Consider the following 21,720-nt stretch of genomic DNA (forward strand, 5'->3'; position numbering starts at 1 on the left):
CCTAGCCTACTGTGCTCGCAACCACCTCGCGCCCTCGCGTTGGATTAAGCCTTTATGTTCCAAGGTGACCAGCAAGTGCATGCAGAGCGCCATGCTTAAACCTGATTGTTGGGAAATGTCTTCGGCGCCCTGGGGTCGAGTGGAAAGTGCATCGAACACGCGGAGTTCATTGCGCGGTAGGCGTTGGATTGGATCAGCGGCGAAGTCGAGTTCGTATTGCGCGGTGGCATCGACGCTGCCGAGGCGTTGGGTCAGCTCGAGGATTTCTTGTCCCGAACACACCATTTGCGCATCGCCGCTTTTGATTTTCTCGTGGCAGCCAAGGGAATTCACGCTGCTAATCGGACCTGGAATGGCCATAGCGACTTTGCCTAAAGCTTGAGCCCACAACAAGGTATTTAAGGCACCGCTTCTCCACGCAGCTTCTACCACTACAACCCCTGCGCTCAGGGCCGCCACGAGCCTATTTCTGGTTAAAAAGCGATGCCGATGTGGCGACATACCCGGCGGATATTCACTGATCACAGCGCCGCGTTCAAGCATCTGCTCAAAGAGCTTTCCGTTGCGGGCTGGATAGGAGCGATCGAGCCCGCATGCAGCAACTGCGACCGTTGCCCCACCTGCGCCCAGCGCCGCTTGGTGCGCTGCTGTATCCACGCCGAGGGCACCTCCGGAAACAATGGTCCAGTGTTGCTGGGCGAGATATTCCCCGATGCTGCTGCACACGCTGCGCCCATAGGAGGAAATTGCCCTGGTGCCAACCATCGCGATGGCCTGTTGGCTTAAAGCTCCAAGGTGTTGGCCGCGCACCCAGAGGGCATGGGGTGCCACGGCATCGTCGGCATAGGAGCGGGAGTGCTCACTAGCACCCGAGGCGGCAAATCCGAAGGCTTGGTCAAAGGCCTCGCAGGGCCACTCTTCATCTTCAGGGGTGATCAGCCTGCCGCCGAGTGCTTGTATGGTGGCGAGATCTTCACGCGATCGATCCTCTGCGTAGCGAGATTGCGTTTGCTTCAACAGCGCACCACACCACTGTTCTCGTTTCTTGATGCCGCAGGCAATGGCTTCGATATCTCGGCCTTGGGCAAGCAATGCTTGCAGGTCTCGGCTTGGTCCTTCAATGGTTCGGGAGACATATGCCCAAGCTTGTCGACGACTCATGCGATCAACTCCTGCATGGTGGCGTTATATTCCAACGCTTCTGCAACGTGATCGATATTCGGCGTTGTTGATGCCGCTAGATCTGCAATCGTCCAGGCCAGCCTGAGGGTTCGATCCACGGCTCTTTGGCTTAAGGCACCCACGGCCAAATAGCTTTCTAACAGCGCCATAGCATCAGGGGCTGCTTGGAGATCTTTTCGCAACCGCCCCGCCGGGACCCGTGCATTATTGGTGGCATGCATTCCCATGGATGCAAAGCGCTGCTGCGCGCGCATCCTTGCTCGCGCTGCGCCTTGAGCCATTTCTTCACTACTCATGCCGTTGAGTTCCCTCAGACTGCCCTTCGGTTCAGTGCGCACCACCATGTCCAGGCGATCACGCAAAGGCCCAGAAAGGTTTTGCAAATACCTTGCCCGCTGCTGCGGCTTGCATTCGCAGTCGCGAGCCTCTGCTGCGCCACAACGGCAAGGGTTTGCAGCTAGCACAAGCTGGAATTGGGCTGGGAAGCTCATGCTGCCATTGGCTCGCAGTAGCTCAACTTTTCCGCGGTCCAGCGGCACGCGTAACGCATCGAGTACCCCGGCTGCTATTTCGCTGACCTCATCTAAAAACAACACGCCTCGATGCGCCTTGGTTACCGCACCAGGTTTGGGTAGTCCAGATCCGCCTCCCAAGAGGGATGCTTTGCTCACGCTGTGGTGCGGAGCCACAAAGGGCGGGCCGGAAAATTCTTCGCCCGTAATTGAGCAGATGGCGCGGCATTCGCGTTCTTGTTCCGGTGGCAGTGGTGGTAGCAAACCAGCAAAGCGTTTGGCGATCATGGATTTCCCCGAACCTGGTGGGCCGATCATCATAAAGTGATGCCCGCCGGCAGCAGCGATCATGGCAGCACGCTTGGCTTGCTGTTGTCCCACCACATCGAGCATGTTCAGGTGGCGCGTTGGCACATGCTGTGTGGACCGGGCTTGTTCGAGGGTGACCTCCCCTTGGCACCACTTGGCCACCTGCGCGATATTGTCGCCGACTAAGACGGTGAGGTGCTCTGGGGCAACGCATGCGGCTTCTTCAGCATTCGCTTGAGGCACAACCGCAATATGCACCTTCGCATCTGCTGCAGCCAGTATTCCGGCAGCAACGCCACGCACCCCGGCGATCCGGCCATCGAGGCCTACCTCTCCGAGGAAGAGCACGTGCTCGATATCAAAGCGTTCGGCTCCGGCGCCGAGGATAGCCATGCAGATGGCAAGGTCCATCATCGTGCCATGTTTGGGCATGCTCGCTGGAGAGAGATTGACCATCACCTTCGTTTTAGGCCAGCAAAGCCTCGCATTCGCGGCGGCGGTTTTGAGTCGGTCGCGGGCTTCGCCCACGGCTGCGTCGCCAAGCCCAACAATGAAGGTGCCAGGTAAACCGGGACCGATATTGGCTTCGACGCGAACTACATTGGCCTGCGCTCCGCTGAGTGCGGCGCTTAAGGTCTTAGCAAGCGCCACGGTCTACCCCCTCAAATCGCTGGATATTGCCGGCGGTAATGGCCACAACATCAAAGCTCACCGAGTAAATATTGTGTCTTCTCATCCACCACGCGGCGGCGCGTTTCATGCGGCGAAATTTCTGCTGATTCACCGAGTGCTCGGCCCCGAATGCGGCGCTGCTGCGGGTTTTTACCTCGACAATCCGCACGTCCTCACCGCGAGCGACGATCAAGTCAAGCTCTCCAAACGGTGTGAGGACGTTGCGCTGGAGTACCACAAACCCTGTTGTCTCGTAGTCTTGGGCGGCTCGATGTTCACCATCTTTACCCAATTGCATGCTCTTTGCCGTTGGCATTTACGTTTTCCCCCTTGAGCGTTTCGTGCTGGTACCTGGTGGTGCCGTTGCAGTTCAAGTCTTGGCAAGCAGGAGGATTCTTGCCAATACCTCAAGGAAAAGGGCGTCGCAGTTGTGGATAACTTCGACCACGGGTGGCAAACACCCAGCAATGATTGGCGGACAATTCCACAGCACAAAGAAAAATGGGCGCTTAGGGAACCTCAAAGGCCTAAGCGCCCGAAAAATCCGCGGCTTTTAGCAGTACTCGCGAGGGTGCTCGACAAGTGCCCACCCCATAAAGCGCCTGTCTGCGCGAGGCTGCAGGCACCTCACCTGGCCGCGCTCTTGGTGCTAGGAGGTGGAATTAGTCGGGAAGCACGAAATCGGGTTTGTCGAGCTCTTCGATATTGACGTCCTTGTAGGTAATCACGCGTACATAACGGACGAATCGAGCTGCGCGGTACATATCCCAGACCCATGCATCCGACATGCGCACCTCGTAGTAGACCTCATTGCCTTCGGTATGCGGGATCAATTCCACCGCATTGGCGAGGTAGAAACGGCGATCCGTCTCAACTACATAGGAGAATTGGCTCACCACATCGCGGTATTCGCGGTAGAGAGAAAGCTCGACTTCTGCCTCATAGTTTTCAAGGTCTTCGGCGCTCATGGTGCTCCCCTTTTTAGGTGTTCTGCTCTAGCCAGTGGCGATGTGCTGCCTGGACATTGGCATAACTATAACGATGTTCTTCGCTTGCACCGTGGCGGCGCACCGCGTCCATGTGCGACTTCGTCCCATATCCCTTATGGGCTGTTAATCCATAGTTGGGGAAGCGAAGATCTAATGCCTCCATCGCCCTATCCCGTGATACTTTTGCCAACACGCTCGCAGCAGCAATGCTGCGTGAGGCCGCATCGCCACCAATCATCGGCAGCATCGCAGTTTCCATGCCTTCTACCCGCATGGCGTCGCTGAGCACGGAGCCGGGTCGTATGTGAAGCTGTGCCACCGCGCGACGCATTCCTGAGATATTGGCATGTTGAATGCCATGGGCATCAATGTCTTGAGCCGAGATATGCACGATGGAATACGCCAGTGCGTGGGTACGGATGGCGTCGAAAAGCGAATTGCGGCGAGCAGGTGACAGGGCTTTGGAGTCGGTGAGACCATCCAGGGCAGGCAGGATTTTCGGTGGCAGGATGCAGGCGGCGATCGAGATAGGGCCACAACATGCTCCCCGGCCGGCCTCGTCTACTCCCGCGACCGGCCCCAGGCCTGCTTTGTCTAGCGCAACATCGAAGGTGCGCAATTGCTTCAGCGTGCGCACTTAGCCTTGGAGGTCGTAGGCATCGACGCTTTGGATGCGGTTGAAGGGGAAGACGATCCAACGGACCTTGCCAATGACATTGTCTTCGGGAATGGTGCCTTGGTACTGATCGCCCATGTGATAGCGCGAATCTGCCGAGTTGGTTCGGTTATCGCCCATCACCCACAAGTTGCCCTCTGGCACTTTCACCGGGCCGAAATATGGTCCACCGCAGGCCTCAGAGCCCCCAGGTCCTTGCACAGGATTCGAGGGTGGGTTTTGCACGAAGGATTGATCGATGAGTTTGCCATCAACCTTTACACCTTGATCTCCTTCAAGGCACTGAACCGTTTGCCCACCGGTGGCAATCACACGCTTGACCAGGTCATTTTCATCCGTTGAAGCCAAACCGACCCAGGAGGCGATATTGCGCAATTTGGAGGTCACGGGATTTTGGGATTGTTGATTAACAAAGCCCTCATTCCAGGAGTCGGTGCCTTTAAACACCACTACATCGCCCGGTTTGGGATCGGAAAAATCGTAGGTGAGCTTATCCACGATGATGCGATCCCCAGTACAACCCGCGCAGCCATGCAACGTCGGCTCCATCGAGGCACTTGGAATGACATAGAGCCTGCCAACGAAGGTTTGAATCAACACAATAACCGCCAGGGTTACAAACATCACCAGCGGGATTTCTACGTACCAAGGAAGTTGCTTCTTCTCGGCCTTGGGGTTTTCGGCTTCACTCACGGCTTGCACTCTAGCACCGCTTCCTCGCTTTTCGACGTCCCCCTGCCCCAACCAGATCCCATCCGCATCGAATGAGCAAGCCCTCCTAGATTCCTGGTCTTCACCCCAACGCCTATGACAAGCAGCTCAAGCCTGATACCTGAGTGATTTGGCAATAAAAAAAGACCCCCGGAGGGGTCTTTTTAAGCAATGCGCTCTTAGCGGCGCTCGCGAATCTTGGCTGCCTTGCCCTTGCGATCGCGCAGGTAGTACAGCTTGGCGCGACGCACGCGGCCGCGGGAAACGACCTCGATCTTGTCGATGTTGGGGGTGTGTACCGGGAAGGTACGCTCCACACCAATACCGAAGGAGACCTTGCGTACGGTGAAGGTCTCACGCACGCCGGCACCCTGGCGACGAATCACAACGCCGCGGAAGAGCTGGGTACGGGTCTTTTGACCTTCGATCACCTTTACGTGCACGTCGAGGGTATCGCCGGGACGGAAGTCCGGGATATCGTCGCGCATGGACGCTGCATCGACCTTGTCAAGAATGTTCATGAATATTCCTTATGTGTTTCTAGGACAGAGGACCCTAGCGGCATCTCCCCTTGTTATACGGGGCGCTCGGCTGGTTCGTGCCCGGAGCAAAATGTGCAGCCCTCTTTGCGCTCTCGCACAGCACAAAGCGAACAACTCGAGCCATTATGCCAGCTCCTGGGCTTTGCGCAAAATCCTCTAGAGCCCAGCGCGCTTCAATGCCTCAGCCATAGCCGAATTAGCCACCGGTGCCTGCTTGCGCTGCTGCTTCTTGCCTGATTGCTTGGCCCTGGCGTTGGGCTTGGCGCTGTGTTTGGGGTTGGCGCCGCGCTGTCGGTCGGCTTTGGCCTGAGGCCTTGCTCCTCGACGTTGCTGTGGAGAATCCTGATCGAGCACCATGCTCAAGGCGATGCGCTTGCGATCAACATCAACCTCGAGCACTTTGACCTTCACCACTTCGCCGGATCGCACCACATCATGCGGATCCGACACAAAATGATTCGCCATCGCAGAGACATGCACCAACCCATCCTGGTGCACCCCGACATCGACAAAGGCGCCGAAGGCAGCCACATTCGTCACTGTCCCTTCGAGGATCATGCCCTCGCGGAGATCGCTTAACGTTTCAACGCCTTCTTGGAACTGGGCCGTTTTAAATTCTGGTCGAGGATCTCGGCCAGGTTTGTCTAACTCGGCGATGATGTCTTTGATGGTGGGTTCACCAAAATCGCCGCGGATAAATTGCTGAGGATCCAAAGAACGCAGCACCGAAGTATTAGCAATTAAGGCAGATACCTCTAAACCAGTGTGCGCAGCCATATCCGCAACCACACCATAGGCTTCTGGGTGCACCGCCGAGGCATCGAGGGGGTTATTGCCCCTGACCCTTAAAAAGCCTGCACATTGCTCAAAGGCTTTTGGCCCAAGTCGTGGAACCTTGCGCAACTGCTCGCGGCCTTCGAAAGCGCCATGCTCATCGCGGTAGGCCACAATGTGCTCGGCAATACTCGGCGTTACCCCTGCAACTCGGGCCAGCAGTGGCGCGGAGGCGGTGTTGACGTCTACACCAACCGCATTCACGGCATCTTCTACGACTGCATCCAAGGTGCGCGCTAGAGCCTGTTGTTGAACATCGTGCTGATATTGCCCCACACCAATGGCCTTGGGATCAATCTTGACCAACTCCGCCAAGGGATCTTGGAGCCGTCGCGCAATTGATACTGCTCCGCGCAGCGCAACATCCATGGTGGGAAATTCCTGGGCGGCAAGGGCCGAAGCCGAATAGACCGAGGCACCTGATTCGCTCACCACCACCGGGGTTGGGCGTTGGCCACCGGCTTTGTGAATCAGATCCGCTACTTCTTGGGCGAGTTTTTCGCTTTCGCGCGAAGCGGTGCCATTGCCCACTGCAATCAGCTCCACACGATGCGTAGCGCAGGCGGTGGCGAGCTGTTCTACGGCCTCAGCCCATCGTTGCTGTGGCTTGTGTGGATACACAATGAGCGTTTCGAGCACCTTGCCGGTTGAAGACACCACTGCGCACTTCACACCATTGCGGTAGCCGGGGTCGAGCCCTAAGGTGGCGCGTTCGCCTGCCGGTGCGGCAAGGAGAACATCGCGAAGATTCTTCGCAAACACATCCAAGGCTTGCTCTTGGGCAAATTCCTTCAGACGCATCCGCACATCTAAGCCTGCAGAAACTTGTAATTTCGTGCGCCAGGCAAAGTGGACGGCCTTGTGCAGCCACGGCGAGGAGGTGTCCAAGCCCGCGTGCTCTGCGATGCGTTGTTCGAAGATGGCGTCGTCTCCGGCGTCCATCTCCAGGCTCAGCACTCCCTCTTGTTCCCCACGAAGCAGCGCGAGGATGCGGTGGCTTGGAAGCTGGGTAAAAGGCTCTTCGAAATCGAAGTAGTCGCGGTATTTGGCACCGAGGTCTTGCTTGCCCTCAGTGACCTTGGCACGCAACTGGCCTTCCTCGTACATCTTCTGACGCAGTTGGCCAACCAGGTCCGCATCGAGGGCGAGGCGATCAATCAAAATCGCGCGGGCGCCATCAAGCGCGGCTTTCGTATCGGCGATCTCGGCGCCGACATAGCCCTCGGCCAGAGCCTCGGCCTGGGCTTCGGGTTGAGCGATGAGCTGATCCAGGAGGGGCTCAAGCCCCGCCTCACGGGCTTTATCGGCCTTTGTTTTTCGACGTTTTTTAAACGGAAGGTACAGATCCTCCAGCCGAGCTTTGGTGTCGCATTCTTCGATCAAGGCCTTGAGGTGTTGATCCAGCTTGCCTTGTTCTTCGATAGCCTCAAGCACCACGCGCTTTCTGGCTTCGAGTTCACGCAGATACACCAGGCGTTCTTCGATTTGGCGCAGTTGGGAATCATCGAGGCCACCGGTTACTTCTTTTCTGTACCTGGCAATAAATGGCACAGTGTTGCCCTCGTCGAGCAAGTTGATGGCAGCCTCAATTTTCGGAGGCGTTGTAGACAATTCCTTAGCAATGAGGGATGCGATGCGCGATGTCATTCGTGCGATTCTAGCGCCCCGCCACCGAAGGCTTCAGCCTTGCCACCGAAAGCTTCAGTCTTGCCAGGCACAGGCAGCATTGACTCCCGGCTCGGTGTGTCCGTGGTTGGAAGTGCCATACCAATAGGTATCCGGAGGGAAGCTCTCCGCCACCGCGCGCGTAGCAGCGCGTAGATCAAGGTCACTTGCTCCATTGATCACTAGGCGATGCAGCCTAAGACTCGGCGCCAATTGACCATGCTGCTGCTGGTATTGAGTAATCAGCATATTGTCTGGCTCGCAGGTGAGATCGACTTCCTCTGCGTGGATCTGCTCCACCTGGTACCCAGCTTTTTTAAGAATCTCTGGCATAACCTGCGCCAGATGCTGCCAATCACGTGGGCTCATCAGCACCTGCATATCAGTGGAGATAGCTTTCATCATTGCTCCTTGCTGCGCTGTTGTTGATATGTCTGAAGAAAGGCTACGTCTTCAGGGCTTAAGTCCGCACTATCGAGCAAATCTGGGCGGCGTTCGAATGTTCTTTGCAAAGAGGCTTGCCTGCGCCACTGCGCCACTAGTTGGTGGTTGCCAGACAATAAGACCTCGGGCACGGCAAGGCCTCGCCATTGGCGTGGTTTGGAATAGCTTGGCCCTTCTAAAAGACCATCCGAAAAACTATCCTCTTCGTGGCTTTGGCGATTGCCCAAGACCCCGGGGATCAATCGCACCACTGCTTCTGCAATCACGAGTGCTGCTACTTCCCCACCGATGAGCACATAATCACCGATCGATACTTCCCGTACCCGGTAGCGTCGTGCCGCATCTTCGAAGACTCGCTGATCAATGCCTTCGTATCTGCCGCAAGCAAACACAATGTGCTGTTCATTTGACCAGGCCTGGGCATCGGCTTGAGTAAAAGGGGTTCCCGCCGGCGTGGGCACGAGCAATAAAGGACGCTCATCTGCCTGGGAGTGCTCGGGATAACCAACTTGTTCGATGCCTTGAAGGGCGTCGTGCCTGGGGCGTGAGAGATGCGGTGTGGCAGAAACCAAATGTTTATCGGCCGCAGGGCCGGTATGGGCTGCAACATCGTCAAGGGCTGCACCCCACACTTCGGCTTTCATCACCATGCCGGGGCCGCCACCATAGGGCGAATCATCCACCGACTTGTGATTATCGCTGGCCCATTGGCGCAGATCGTGCACCCCTACGCTTAAGATCTGCTGCTCAATTGCCTTGCCAAGCAAGGCGTGGCGGAATGGATCGAGATATTCCGGAAAGATGCTCACCACATCGATACGAAGCGCCATGATCTATAGCTCCAGAAGGCCATCGGGGGGTGTGATCACAATGGCTTCGTTATCAAGATCGACGATCGGGACGATCTCGTGAACGAAGGGCACAATGGCTTCGCCGCCTTCATCTAGTGCCACGACGAGCAAGCGGTGGGCAGGCCCGCGCATGACGCGGGCGATCTCACCGATGTCTTCGGGTTCAGGCTGCGCGCCTTCATAAGCGCGTGCGTTGGCTTCTTCGGCGTCGACAGCACCAACGTTGAGCACTCTTAAGCCCTCGAGCTCATGGTCGTAAAAAGCCTCATCTTCTTCGATGGGTGCTGCGAAAAATCGCACGCCCCGCAGACGCTCGGCTGCCGTGCGGTCGGGGACTTCTTCGAAGCTGACCAACAAGCGTTGTTGGTGCGCTCGCATGGCTTTGACGGTGAGCGAAAGCTCCTTGCCGGTTTGTACACCGCGCAGCACCTCACCTGGGGCAAAACGCCCTTGGGGGTCATCGGTGGTGGGGTCTACCACCAGTTCGCCACGGATACCGTGAGGCTTAATCACACGGCCGATTTGTACCTGATCTTCGCTAGCTTTCACGCCCTCAAAGCTAGCAGCCCACACCCTGTGTTGAAGCACAGGCTCAGCTTGGGTGTTCTCCACCACGTGGACTGTTACAGCGCGTGAAGCGAATTAAGCTCGTACATTATGCAGACCAACACTCCAGAGACTTTTGGCCAGGCCGCTCAGCAGCATGTGCCCGGCCTGTTTAGCGCCAATGACGCCCCCGCGCCTTCTGATAGAAAAGTGCCCAGCGTGCAGCGGGTACTAGAAGCCGAAGGCTGCAATGTGATCCTGTTTCGTTTCCGCCCAGGCCAGGAGCTGCGAGAACATAAGGCGGCATGGCCTATTACCGTGCAGTGCCTCGAGGGCGCCTTGGAATTTGGCTGGCAGGGCCAGCAGATCACCCTGACTCCTGGCCAGATGTTGTATCTGCCGAAAATGGAGCCGCACTGGGTGCGCGCTGAACAAGACGCGGTGTTGGGGTTGCAGATGCACACCTCAAGTTAAGAAAAACCGCGATCTTTGCAATGAAGATCGCGGTGTGTTTTCTTCAGGAATGCTTACTCAGCAGCTTCTTCGCTTGCTTCTTCAGCGGATTCCTCAGCAGCCTCAGCCTTGGCAGCTTCTTCAGCTTCCTTCGCGGCCTTAGCCTCAGCCTCTTCCTTGGCCTTGCGCTTCTTCTCGGTGATGGCCTCAGCGGTGGGGCCTTCGTTGGCCTCAGCCAGTGCCTGGTTGAACAGCTCAAGCTTGGAGGGCTTTGCCTCGGCGGTCTTCAGGGAGCCTTCGGCGCCGTCGATGCCCTTGAACTTCTGCCAGTCGCCGGTCACCTTGAGCAGGGCGAGCACGGGCTCGGTGGGCTGTGCGCCAACGCCGAGCCAGTACTGAGCGCGCTCGGAGTCGATCTTGATCAAGGAGGGCTCTTGCTTGGGCTCGTAGATGCCGATGTTCTCGATGACCTTGCCATCGCGACGGGTACGGGCATCAGCGATCACCACGCGGTAGTGCGGGGTACGAATCTTGCCCAGGCGCTGCAGCTTAATCTTGACTGCCATTGTGTTAAGTCCTTTACTTCTTGGTCACGGGGAAATACAGACGCTGCACCAATGCGCGGCGCAGCCGGTTTATCCCTTGGATTTTTCAAGCAGGTGACCACCGGGCGACCGTAGACGCTGACGGTGTCTGCTTGTAGTTGCACGGCTTAAAAAGCCACAACCCTTGGCACTATACACCTTTTGCGCCAAGATCCCCAAAGGGGCGCCGCAATTGCTTGTCGACGCCCCACTGTGGTTTTTTACTTCTTGCCGAAGTTCAAGTTATCGAGGTCGATATTTTCCATCCCCTTGGGCAGCTTCATTCCACCCATTTGCTGCTGAAGCTTTTGTAATTCGGCCATATCCGGCATGCCGCCACCCATGCCCGGCATGCCTGGCATACCCGGCATCTGAGGCTGACGTGGTTTATTCTTCACAGGCTTACGCTTGCCATTTTTGCCCTTACGGCCCTTGGGCTTTTTCTTCGTGGCACTACGTCCGCCACCGCCCATGCCGAATTGGCTGCTCATCTTGCCCATCATCTTCTTCGCTTCGAAGAAGCGCTCAACCAATTGGTTCACTTCCGAGACAGCAACACCGGAACCATTGGCAATGCGCTTGCGTCGAGAAGCGTTCAAGATCTTCGGGTTTTCACGCTCGGCAGGAGTCATGCCGCGGATAATGGCTTGGATGCGGTCGAGCTGCTTTTCATCAACCATGTCGGCCATCTGCGACATCTGCTTGCCACCTGGCAGCATCTTCAAAATGTTGCCGATGGGGCCCATGCGACGAACCATGAGCATTTGGTTGAGGAAGTCGTCGAGGGTGAGCTCACCACTGCCAAGCTTTTGAGCATTTTTCAGCGCTTCTTCTTGGTCGAGCTTCTGCTCAGCCTGCTCGATCAGGGTGAGAATATCGCCCATGCCGAGGATACGGCTGGCCATGCGCTCGGGGTGGAAGACGTCGAAATCATCGAGTTTCTCACCGGTGGAGGCAAACATGATCGGCTTGCCGGTCACTTCACGGATCGAAAGCGCGGCACCACCGCGGGCATCGCCATCGAGCTTGGTCAATACAACACCGGTGAAGTCCACACCATCGCGGAAGGCTTCGGCGGTATTAACAGCGTCCTGACCGATCATCGAGTCGATCACGAACAGGACTTCATCCGGATTGACGGCATCGCGGATATTGCGCGCCTGGGTCATCAAGGTTTCATCGATACCCAAACGACCAGCGGTGTCGACAATCACGATGTCATGCTGGCGGCGCTTCGCCTCTTCAATACCCTCGCGGGCAACCGCGACAGGATCACCGTGGGAGGTGCCCATCTCGTGGTCGCTGGAATCGATCGAGGTACCGGGATCGGGAGCGAAGGTAGGAACCCCGGCGCGCTCACCAACGATCTGCAACTGCTGAACGGCACCTGGGCGCTGCAAGTCGCAGGCCACCAGCATGGGGGTGTGTCCCTGCTTTGCAAGGTGGTGCGCCAATTTACCTGCCAGGGTGGTTTTACCTGCACCTTGGAGGCCGGCGAGCATAATCACCGTCGGTGGTGTCTTAGCCAGATTCAGGCGACGAGTTTCGCCACCAAGGATCTGTGTGAGTTCCTCGTTGACGATCTTGATCACTTGTTCGGCAGGGTTCAGTGCCTTGGAAACGTCTACGCCGAGAGCACGTTCTTTGATGCGCTTGATAAATCCACGAACCACCGGCAGCGAAACGTCGGCTTCGAGCAGCGCGAGGCGGATCTCGCGTGCGACGGCATTGATGTCCGCCTCGGTGACCTTGCCTTTAGAGCGCAGGCCGGATAGCGCTCCACTGAGGCGATCTGAGAGAGACTCGAACACGTTTTGCACGCTCCTTGCGGGTTGATTCAAAAAAGTGGATCAGGGTTGAACGTACCCATGGTAGCCGTTCGAGAGCACCCGGGTCACGTCACGTTCCACCTTGGCGCGATCGAAGCCGTCGACAAGCTTGCATTGGGCAATCATTGTGCCGCCACGTAACTGTTGGCTTAACCACTGCACCTCGGGTAACGCCCCGATACACGCGCCGAGCGCTGCCCTGCGGTCTAAGGTGCGCACTTCAAGCACATCGCCTTGCCACGCGGTGGCCACAGGGCCTGGGTCGAGGTCCGGCAATGAGGAAAAGACTCCTGAGTTGTAGGCCTGGTTGAATTCGACGGGGTCAAATGCGGTACCTGTGTGGTTGCGAACCTGAAATTCTGCCCGCACCCCGTCATCGTCGACCACCAGGGCGGCTTGAGTGATATTCCAGTTCTTTGCGGCAATCAACGCCAAGACTCTCACGATCGCGCGCAGATACTCCCCTGACCATTGCACCGTTGCTTCATTGCTGGAGGTGGCATCGGGAATCAAGGCAAGCGAAGCTTGGTGGCTGATATGCGGCGCAATAAAGCACAGTTGGTTGAGGTTGCTGCGTGCCTGTTGGCACACCTGGGCTACGTTATGAGCCCGCATCGGCGTCCACACACCAGGGCCTGTGCCTTTGCTATCGGATTCGACGAGCACTTCCATGAGTTGCAGCGCAAGGGGGTCGAAGTTCAAGCAGTCCAAGAATTGCTCGGCAAGGCTTGGATCTTGAGGGTCGTTGTGCTGCAGCAGCTCAAAGATGGTGGTGTGCTCTGCCACCAGGGTGGACACCACTTGCTGATCCCTGAGGGGCAATTGCAGCCGCGCTGCCATTTCGGTGACATATTCTGCGCCTAAGGCTGCGTGCGGTCGGTTTTGGCCTTTAGCAATATCGTGAAACAGTGCCGCCAAGGCTAGAAGATCCGGACGCGGCACTTCCACACCTTGCTGGGCACACAGCGCCACGACTTCCAGGCAGTGTTGATCGATGGTGTGGATGTGGATGGGTTCTCGTGGCATCCGGTCGCGGATGGCATCCCACCACGGAACCACATTGGACCAGTGTCCGTGCTCGTCGAGTTCTCGCACCACACGGATGGTGTGTTCAGCAGAGCTCAACACGGCAAAAAAATCAGTAACAGCGCTTTTGGGCCATAGCTGCGGTGGCGTGGGGGTCTGCTCAAGTTGCTTCCACACGTTTTTAGCAATGGGTAAACCGGTGCGCACTGAGGAGGCACCAACGCGAAGCGGCAACCAGGGATCCTCTAAACGCGCCTTGCGCGCCAAGGCCACTTCGCCTGCTACTTCCACCACGTCGACGTCGATAGGCTTGCGCGGCTGGGCTCGCACGAACCGGCGAGGAACTAAGTCCCTGCCCTGTTGCAAGGCTTTGGCCAAGGCCGCGTCGATGGAGCGAGCGTTGTGCGCCAGGGTGGTAGCCAGGCTATAACGATCCTCAAATCCCAGCTCAATGGCGATATCGACGGCAAATTCCGGGTCGAGGACGTCGCGTGCTCTGCGGGTGGTGTGGTGCAAGAGCGTGCGAACGTCGAGAAGCAATTGCATTTCCGCATCAAGCTGAGGCGGGTCGCAGACGTTGCCGAGGGCAAGTGCTTGAATTAATTGAATATCGCGCAATCCACCGCGACCGTGCTTAATATCCGGGCGAGTCATGCTCACCACGGAACCTGAACGCCGCCAGCGAGCGATGGCCGTATCGAGGATCTGCTCGAAATTTTTCCGAACCATCACTCGCCACTGCTGCAGCACCGCTTCCCTGGCGCGTTGCGTGAGTGCTTCTTCACCGCGCAGGTGCTTCATCTCCAGCATTCCGAAGGCCGCGGTGATATCGGAGGCCGCTACTTGCGCGCATTCATCGACGGTGCGTACCGCGGTATCGGCGCGCATCTTCGATTCCCACAGCGGGTACCACAGGGATTCAGGGACCTCGATGCCTGGCTCGCATATCAGCAGCGCGTCGATATCCGAGTGCGGAGCCATGGTGTTTGTTGCCAGCGACCCGGTGGCAACGAGTGCGGCGCCGGGCGGTATGTCGATACCGCCCAACAGCTCATAGGCTTTGTCAGCCGCAGCTTTTCGACGTTCGGCGGGGCTGATCAAAGCGCTGCAGTGCCACGCTCATTGGTGCGCACTCGCACCAGCGTCTCTACAGGACTGACCCACACCTTGCCATCGCCGATCTTGCCGGTTCGGGCGGCTTCCACGATGGCGTCGAGGGTGTCGTCGACAAGCTGATCGTCGACGACGACCTCGAGCTTGAGCTTGGGCACAAAATCCACCGCGTACTCGGCGCCACGGTAGACCTCTGTGTGGCCTTTTTGCTGGCCATACCCTTGGACCTCAGAAACAGTCAGGCCGTGAATGCCGAGTTGTTCTAAGGAATCTTTCACATCCACCAAGGTAAACGGCTTGATGATGGCGGTGATCAGCTTCATGGTCAAACTCCTCGGATTGTTCTAACGCCTTGTATAGCGGTGATTGCCAATAGTCTAGTGCGCATAGCGCTGGGCGGATTGCTCGTAGGCGCTTTCTGCGTGCAGCGCTTGGTCGATGCCATCAAATTCTGCTTCCTTCTCTACTCGCCAGCCCATGGTCTTCTGCAAAGCCCAGGCCAGCAGCCACGTCACCAGGCCAGACCACACCATTGCCACGATGGCGATGAGGGCTTGCATGATCAGCAAACGGAATCCATCTGCCCCACCGCCGGTCAGCAGCCCATCGTCGGTAGCGACCAGGCCAACGGCGATCGTGCCCCAGAGTCCTGCGAAGAGGTGGACACCAACCACGTCGAGGGAGTCGTCGTAGCCGAAGCGGAATTTCAGGCCGACACCGAAGGCTGCGACCACGCCACCGATGGCACCGATCACGATGGCCCACACCGGCGTGAGCACACCGGCGGCCGGGGTGATGGTGACCAGACCGGCGACGACGCCCGAAGCTGCACCAAGAGAGGTGGCGTGACCATCACGGAGGCGCTCGACAAGCAGCCAGCTCAGCATTGCTGCCGCGGTGGCAACGGTGGTGTTGATCCAGGCCAAACCGGCAAGGCCATCAGCAGCGAAAGCCGAACCTGCGTTGAAGCCGAACCAACCAAACCACAGCAGTGCTGCGCCGAGCATCACCATGGGAAGGTTGTGCGGACGGTGTGGCCAGCTATGACGCTTACCCACCACGATGGCGAGCACCAAGGCCGCGGTGCCTGCAGTGATGTGGACTACCACGCCACCGGCGAAGTCAATGGGCTCGATCTTGGCTTGACCATCGCTAACACCGAAGATCCAGCCGGACAGGCTTTCGCTGGCGTGCGACAGCAGGCCACCACTCCAGACCATGTGGGCGATTGGGAAGTACACGAAGGTAGCCCAGCCGCCTGCGAAGCACAGCCAGGTGCCGAAGCGGACTCGTTCAGCCAGTGCACCCGAAATGAGTGCCGTGGAGATCACGGCGAAGGTGAGCTGGAAGGCAACGTCGATGATTTGGGGGTATCCCTGCTCGCCGACGATCGCCGTGCCACTTTGGTCGAAGGAATCGCTAAGCCCGAAGGCTGCGAAGGGATTACCGATAATTCCCGCAAGGCTTGGCCCATAGGACATCGACCAGCCCCAGAGGACGTAGATGATGCCCACGACTCCGGCGGCGCCGAAGCTCATCATCATCATGTTCAGTACCGACTTTTGGCGTGACATGCCGCCATAGAACAGTGCCAGCGCTGGCGTCATCAGCAGCACGAGTGAGGCCGATATCAGCATCCAAGCAGCATTTCCTGTGTCCATATACGTGCTCCTCTCATTGCCTCGCACACCTTGGAATTGTGCAGGTCTGCAAAAACTGTAGCACGATAGAAACTCAATTACTATCAAGTGATAGAAATTAGGGTTACCCCCGAGGCATAAGAAAAACACCCTGCGACTTTTGACAGGTCACAGGGTGTTATTGAGCCGGCTAGTAATTAGCCCAACAAGGCATCTACAAAGCCTTCAACCTCGAAGGGAGCCAGATCATCGGCGCCTTCTCCAAGGCCAACCAACTTCACCGGAACACCGAGTTCTTCTTGCACCTGGAAGACGATGCCGCCCTTGGCGGTGCCATCGAGCTTGGTCAGCACCACACCGGAAATCTGCACCACATCGCTAAAGATGCGAGCCTGGGTCAAACCGTTTTGGCCAGTGGTGGCATCGAGCACTAACAAGACCTCATCGACCTTGGCCTTCTTTTCCACCACACGCTTGACCTTGCCAAGCTGATCCATCAGGTTCGAGGAGTTATGCAAACGGCCGGCGGTATCGATCACCACAACATCAGCCTGCTCTTCCACGCCCTTAGCCACGGCATCAAACGCCACCGAAGCAGGATCGGCGCCTTCTGCACCACGCACCGTCTTCGCGCCTACACGACGACCCCACGTTTCCAATTGATCCGCTGCAGCGGCACGGAAGGTATCGGCAGCACCGAGGGTGACCTTGTGGCCCATCGAAACAAGAACTCGAGCCAACTTGCCGGTAGTCGTGGTCTTACCGGTGCCATTGACACCAACCACCAGCACCACCGCGGGCTTACCCTCATAAGGCATCGCCTTAATCGATCGGTCCATATCGGGCTTGCAGGCATCAATGAGGCACTCACGCAGCATCGCACGGGCTTGTTGCTCGCTTTCCACACCGCGCTCGGCGATCTTCTCGCGCAATTGATCAACCACCTTGGTGGTGATATTTACACCGAGATCAGCCTGAATAAGCTGCGCCTCAATATCCTCCCAGGCATCCTCATCCAGATCGCCGGCGGTGAGCATGCCCAGCACGGACTTACCGATGACATTTTGAGAACGCGAGAGGCGCCCACGCAATTTGCCAATGCGCCCTGCAGCAGGAGCAATCTCTTCGCGGGGAGACGTTTCGGCTTCTACAACCTGATCAGCCTCTTGTTCAACGACTGCTGGCTCAGTCTCAACCGGAGCAATCGGCTGCTCGGGGTCAGCATGCTCGAGTGGCTCTTCTTCGGCTTCATCTTCTTCGAATTCCTCGAGCTCCTGGAATGTATCTTCTAGCTCAGGTTGTTCTTCAGACTCAGGTGCTTGCTCGACAGCTTCGGCATCCTGATCCGGTTGATCGAAGGGCTCGTCTTCTTCACGCGGGGTTTCAGGCAGATCGAAAGGAGCGGGCGCTTCTTCCTCGCGAGGAGTATCAGGCAAATCGAAGGGTGCCGGTTCGCCGTCTTGTTCACGGGCCGCTTGCGGCAAATCGAATGGTGCCTTAGCTTCTTGCTGCTTGGCTGGCACGGACTGATCATCGCGCAGCACCGGCTCTTTGGCAGCAGGCTGGAAATTAAAACCGCCGGTTGCCTGATAATTGCCGGATTTATCTGCCTGGGAAAGCTCTTTTTGTTCTGGAGCTTCAAAGCTGATCGTCTTCGAACGCTTGCGCTTAAGCCCCCATACAACGAGGGCAATTAGCAGCAGCAACGCTACAACGGCGATGCCAAGGTACATCATCATTTCGGTGCTCATGCCCTTAAGTGTGGCAAAAACTCCTCATGAAAACACCTTGGCACCCCATTTACTCCTCACTGGCGTTGCTTAAAGCCACCACCACCGCATCGGCGGCAATTAAATCACCAGTGACCAAATCAGGAACGATATCTGCCATCGCTGCCCAACCTGGGGTTGCGGCATCCAGAGTTTTATTCGAAGTAATCATCCCGTGCGCCTGCATGCGAGCCACCAGTGCCAGCACCATCGAAACCACCGGCGCGAGCGCCCACAGGTTTTCACTCGCTTCAGTATCGACACCATCGAGCTTGTCAAAGCGCACGCGCGCCATGGCATAGAGCTGCTTATTGGCGCTTCGAAGCGTCCTGAGCAAGGTCACCGAGGATTTGATGAGGCCTTCATCAGACAGCAAGCCGCTCAGCGCTTCGCGGTGATTGAACGTCTCGAACACCGCCAATAAACGAGTGGCATCGTCCATGAGCAAACCAGGGACAATCTTCGAACGCGAGAAGAACATCTCCAGCAGCGCCTCCTGCTGGGCGGCGTCCATGCCAGCGATAGCAACGGTGGATTTATCAATGCACGCACTATCAAGGGTGGTGTCGCGAGCAGTTTGCAAGGCGGTGATGAGGTTTTCTCCGGCAAGCGCGCGAAGTTGCTGAAGCAGCGCACGCGAGGATTGGCCCTCTGCTAAAGAGCCGAGCAGTTCCAAGGTGCCGATCCACGGGACGCGATGCGGCGTGAGGTCGTCGGCAAGCCCAAAGCGTGCACGCACCAAACCGGACTCCACCACGCGCCCGGGTTGCAGGTGCGCGGGAACCAAGGAGGCAGAAAGACCACTGAGTGCAGCCGAAGGATGAGCGCTAAAGACCTCGCGAACGCCGCGGGCGCTCTCCCCTACAGCCACACCGGTGGTGACCATATCCCACAGCACCGGCATGATTGCCGGATCGCTTGGGGCATGTTCTTGTTCGCCTGCCAAAAATGCTGCCAACTCCTGCAACTTAGGATCAGCGCTTAAGAAGTAGCCCTCTTGTTCAATGCGCTGTGCGTGAGCGCTCGGCGAGACTGGCGCAATCAGCGTCATGAAGGGGTCCATGGCAAATGGCTGAACCAGCAAATCACCAGCGTCAATGTAATTGTCTGGCAATTGCACCTGGCCGTCATCCAGGCTAAAAGCACGCGCAGGTTCCCACGGTGCCGTCGATGGCCACACCCACACTGCCTCGGCATCGGCAAACAGGGTTGCTTGCTCCAAGCGCACCTCTGGTTGAGGCCTCGCGGCCACATCGGCGATGGCCACCGAAATCCTTGCACCTGTTGGATCCGTCCATTCCAGATCCACACGCCCGGTGGGCAACTTGGCGGACTGCCCCGCCAAAGCTGCAAGTGGCGCAAAGTAGGTGATGTGGTCATCGCTTTGCAGACGCGTGGTTTTCAGCGGCGAACCGTGATGGTTACGGACCGTCACCTTCGCATCCTTCATCGTGCCGCCAGCACGCACCCGCAACATCGCGTCCATGGCAATATCCGAAGGGTCGAGCTGCAAACGACGGGCACGCCACATCGCAGGCTCGCTGACGGTGGGAAGCTCAAACACCAAACGCGAAGGCGTGCAGCGAAGCGGCAATTGATCGCCCTCTTCAGTAGAAATCACGCACTGAGCACTGGGCTGATCAGTCGAGACTTCAATCTGGCGCGGGCTGACATCGAAGGGCTTCTCCCCCGACTTCACCGTCAACGTAGTCTCGCTCAGACCGCCGGCGGTAGGGATTCTCAGGTGTTTGCTTACGCCCTGCATGGCGATCGAGGCACGCAGCCCCTCCACGATGGCGAATTCATGGCGGAAGGATTCATTGCGCGGTCCTCTTAAGCGCACCAGATATTCGCCGACCCAGGGGGCGTCGTAAAGCTCAGGGTCGAAGACCGCGAAAGCGCCACCTTCGGCGGGAATGGCCAACTCTTCCGGCGCTGCAATTTCTTCACCAGCATGTCCCACGCCGCCATAGGAGGAGATGGACAGTTGCCACACTTCTTCCTGGCCAGAGGGCGTGGGAGGAAATTCGGCCACCAAGGAGGCATTGTGCACCGCAAGGCCGGAGGCAGACTTGAGAAATTCGAAAGGCTCAGGGGCGATAAAGCGCACGCGTTGGCGCGTATCGACGCTGCGTACTCGCTCCATCCTGGGCGTTTCGCCAGCTTGGGTCACTGCAAGTGACGATGCGTGCGAAAGATCGAAGCTTCGCACCGTCCAGCCCTCCCATTGCACACCAAAGGTGCTGCTGGGTTCGAGCTCCCTTCCATGCACAACGTCGCTAACGACCGCATCACTCGGGGCAACCACGAGCATCGTGGCATAGTGCAGGGAAGCCTTATCGCTCATGTTGGCACCGCGGGCGCTGAACACGAGTGCGGCGTCTTCGCCAAGCACCGGAACCGTCCAGGTAATGCCATTGGACAAATCCTGCACCGTGACCTCGCGGACAGGATGATCGATGCTCACATCGAGGGTATCGGCATAACCGCTCGCGGTGTGCCAAGGGTTGGCCGTGCGGTACACCTTCGTGGTGCCCTCCATGCTGACCCGCCAATTCACCTCACCGAAGCTGCCGTCGGCATGACGCGGCACGCGCTGTTCAGGCAAACGCAGGCACACTTTATTGCGCTGCGTATCGAAAAGGATGCGCGGACGCATCTCGCGATTGGCCACACCCACCACCGAATCACGGTCTTCGGTGCCAATCGGGCGTTCTCGCAATTCCGCAGCCAAAGCTTCTGCAAGAGCGGCAGGCAGTGGAGGCAGCGAAGAACGGTCACGGTCGAACCAAGAATCCGGATGCGCGATGGCGAATGCGCGAAGCGCTTCCACACCACGGGCAATCCTTTGGGCTACCTCTGGCATCTTTGCCTGCGAAAGCTGCACCAACTCCGGCAGGGGGCGCTCAAAATCAAGGGCCTCAAGCAGGCCGGGCACATCATTGCGAATGATGCCTGCGTGCAAGCACAACAGCTCTACCGGATCCACGTCGAGATCTTCGAAGCCGAACTTTTCAAGCAGTTGCGGCAATAAAGCCGCGAGGTCAATGTCGGCATCAATGCCCAAACCTGCGGCGTATTCTTGGGCGAAGCGTGGGGCGTCGACAAGCTTAAATGCACGATCAACCAGGGTGGTTAACGTTAAGGCAGGACTGATGAGCAACAGGGGCGCAAGACTTGCACCGGCTGCGAGCTGGCGCGATAAGAAGATGCCATAGAGCCTTTCGATGCGCTCGAGCTCATCACTTGCCAAATGGAGATCTGCGACGATGGTGCAATCGCTGAGTTGCTGTGACAATTCCAGCTCGGTTTGAGAAGCCCACCCCAGCAAAGAGTCGTTGAGATCAGCAATCGGATGGCCTGCATCGCCCAT

General features: G+C 57.7%; 19 protein-coding genes. 1 reads left to right on the forward strand and 18 read right to left on the reverse strand.

What is annotated here, in order from left to right:
• Positions 1-6: 6 nt before the first annotated feature.
• The 11 genes from dprA to rimM form a co-directional block, all read right to left on the reverse strand.
• Positions 7-1,161 carry a DNA-processing protein DprA gene (gene dprA / locus IEU99_RS01770; RefSeq protein WP_128889604.1) on the reverse strand — a complete coding sequence of 385 codons (1,155 nt, stop codon included), beginning with the start codon at positions 1,159-1,161 and terminating at the stop codon, positions 7-9.
• A complete protein-coding gene (locus tag IEU99_RS01775) occupies positions 1,158-2,654 on the reverse strand; it encodes a YifB family Mg chelatase-like AAA ATPase (RefSeq protein ID WP_128889603.1) in 1,497 nt (498 codons plus the stop codon). The genes dprA and IEU99_RS01775 overlap by 4 nt, the downstream gene beginning before the upstream one ends.
• Complete coding sequence (locus IEU99_RS01780) at positions 2,641-2,991, reverse strand: YraN family protein (RefSeq protein ID WP_128889602.1); 351 nt, start codon at positions 2,989-2,991, stop codon at positions 2,641-2,643. The genes IEU99_RS01775 and IEU99_RS01780 overlap by 14 nt, the downstream gene beginning before the upstream one ends.
• A gap of 346 nt (positions 2,992-3,337) precedes the next feature.
• A complete protein-coding gene (locus IEU99_RS01785) occupies positions 3,338-3,643 on the reverse strand; it encodes a DUF2469 domain-containing protein (RefSeq protein ID WP_128889601.1) in 306 nt (101 codons plus the stop codon).
• A gap of 13 nt (positions 3,644-3,656) precedes the next feature.
• Positions 3,657-4,301, reverse strand: coding sequence for a ribonuclease HII (locus tag IEU99_RS01790; RefSeq protein WP_128889600.1), 645 nt, complete (start codon positions 4,299-4,301; stop codon positions 3,657-3,659).
• Complete coding sequence (gene lepB, locus IEU99_RS01795) at positions 4,302-5,042, reverse strand: signal peptidase I (protein ID WP_229718335.1); 741 nt, start codon at positions 5,040-5,042, stop codon at positions 4,302-4,304. It abuts the gene before it with no gap.
• 188 nt (positions 5,043-5,230) lie between these two features.
• Positions 5,231-5,572 (reverse strand): 50S ribosomal protein L19, encoded by a 342-nt coding sequence (gene rplS / locus IEU99_RS01800; RefSeq protein WP_123934483.1) that lies wholly within the window; start codon positions 5,570-5,572, stop codon positions 5,231-5,233.
• A gap of 177 nt (positions 5,573-5,749) precedes the next feature.
• Positions 5,750-8,074 (reverse strand): Tex family protein, encoded by a 2,325-nt coding sequence (locus tag IEU99_RS01805; protein WP_128889599.1) that lies wholly within the window; start codon positions 8,072-8,074, stop codon positions 5,750-5,752.
• Positions 8,075-8,128: 54 nt separating this feature from the next.
• The gene (locus IEU99_RS01810; RefSeq protein ID WP_308488190.1) at positions 8,129-8,497 is read right to left on the reverse strand and encodes a hypothetical protein; all 369 of its coding nucleotides are present in this window, start codon (positions 8,495-8,497) and stop codon (positions 8,129-8,131) included.
• Complete coding sequence (gene trmD / locus IEU99_RS01815) at positions 8,494-9,366, reverse strand: tRNA (guanosine(37)-N1)-methyltransferase TrmD (protein WP_128889598.1); 873 nt, start codon at positions 9,364-9,366, stop codon at positions 8,494-8,496. Before trmD ends, IEU99_RS01810 begins: the two co-directional genes overlap by 4 nt.
• A gap of 3 nt (positions 9,367-9,369) precedes the next feature.
• A complete protein-coding gene (rimM, locus tag IEU99_RS01820; RefSeq protein ID WP_128889597.1) occupies positions 9,370-9,936 on the reverse strand; it encodes a ribosome maturation factor RimM in 567 nt (188 codons plus the stop codon).
• A gap of 108 nt (positions 9,937-10,044) precedes the next feature.
• Here rimM and IEU99_RS01825 point away from each other — a divergent pair, with 108 nt between their 5' ends.
• A complete protein-coding gene (locus IEU99_RS01825) occupies positions 10,045-10,407 on the forward strand; it encodes a cupin domain-containing protein (RefSeq protein ID WP_123959974.1) in 363 nt (120 codons plus the stop codon).
• Between the two features lie 53 nt (positions 10,408-10,460).
• Here IEU99_RS01825 and rpsP read toward each other — a convergent pair whose 3' ends face one another.
• The 7 genes from rpsP to IEU99_RS01860 all read right to left on the reverse strand — a co-directional run bounded on the left by rpsP (position 10,461) and on the right by IEU99_RS01860 (position 21,720).
• Positions 10,461-10,952: a 30S ribosomal protein S16 gene (rpsP, locus tag IEU99_RS01830; protein WP_128889596.1), complete on the reverse strand. Its 492-nt coding sequence runs from the start codon at positions 10,950-10,952 to the stop codon at positions 10,461-10,463.
• Between the two features lie 239 nt (positions 10,953-11,191).
• On the reverse strand, positions 11,192-12,781 hold the full coding sequence (gene ffh, locus IEU99_RS01835; RefSeq protein ID WP_128889595.1) for a signal recognition particle protein: 1,590 nt from the start codon (positions 12,779-12,781) through the stop codon (positions 11,192-11,194).
• Positions 12,782-12,820: 39 nt separating this feature from the next.
• A complete protein-coding gene (locus IEU99_RS01840; RefSeq protein ID WP_128889594.1) occupies positions 12,821-14,926 on the reverse strand; it encodes a [protein-PII] uridylyltransferase in 2,106 nt (701 codons plus the stop codon).
• The gene (locus IEU99_RS01845) at positions 14,923-15,261 is read right to left on the reverse strand and encodes a P-II family nitrogen regulator (protein WP_128889593.1); all 339 of its coding nucleotides are present in this window, start codon (positions 15,259-15,261) and stop codon (positions 14,923-14,925) included. The genes IEU99_RS01840 and IEU99_RS01845 overlap by 4 nt, the downstream gene beginning before the upstream one ends.
• A 54-nt stretch (positions 15,262-15,315) precedes the next feature.
• Positions 15,316-16,599: an ammonium transporter gene (locus IEU99_RS01850; protein ID WP_128889592.1), complete on the reverse strand. Its 1,284-nt coding sequence runs from the start codon at positions 16,597-16,599 to the stop codon at positions 15,316-15,318.
• Between the two features lie 176 nt (positions 16,600-16,775).
• Positions 16,776-18,329: a signal recognition particle-docking protein FtsY gene (gene ftsY / locus IEU99_RS01855; protein WP_371869460.1), complete on the reverse strand. Its 1,554-nt coding sequence runs from the start codon at positions 18,327-18,329 to the stop codon at positions 16,776-16,778.
• A 49-nt stretch (positions 18,330-18,378) separates the two neighbouring features.
• Entirely contained in the window at positions 18,379-21,720 is a 3,342-nt protein-coding gene (locus IEU99_RS01860) for a hypothetical protein (protein ID WP_128889591.1), read from the reverse strand.

Origin of the sequence: Corynebacterium pelargi (assembly GCF_014635485.1) — a bacterium.
GTDB lineage: Bacteria > Actinomycetota > Actinomycetes > Mycobacteriales > Mycobacteriaceae > Corynebacterium > Corynebacterium pelargi.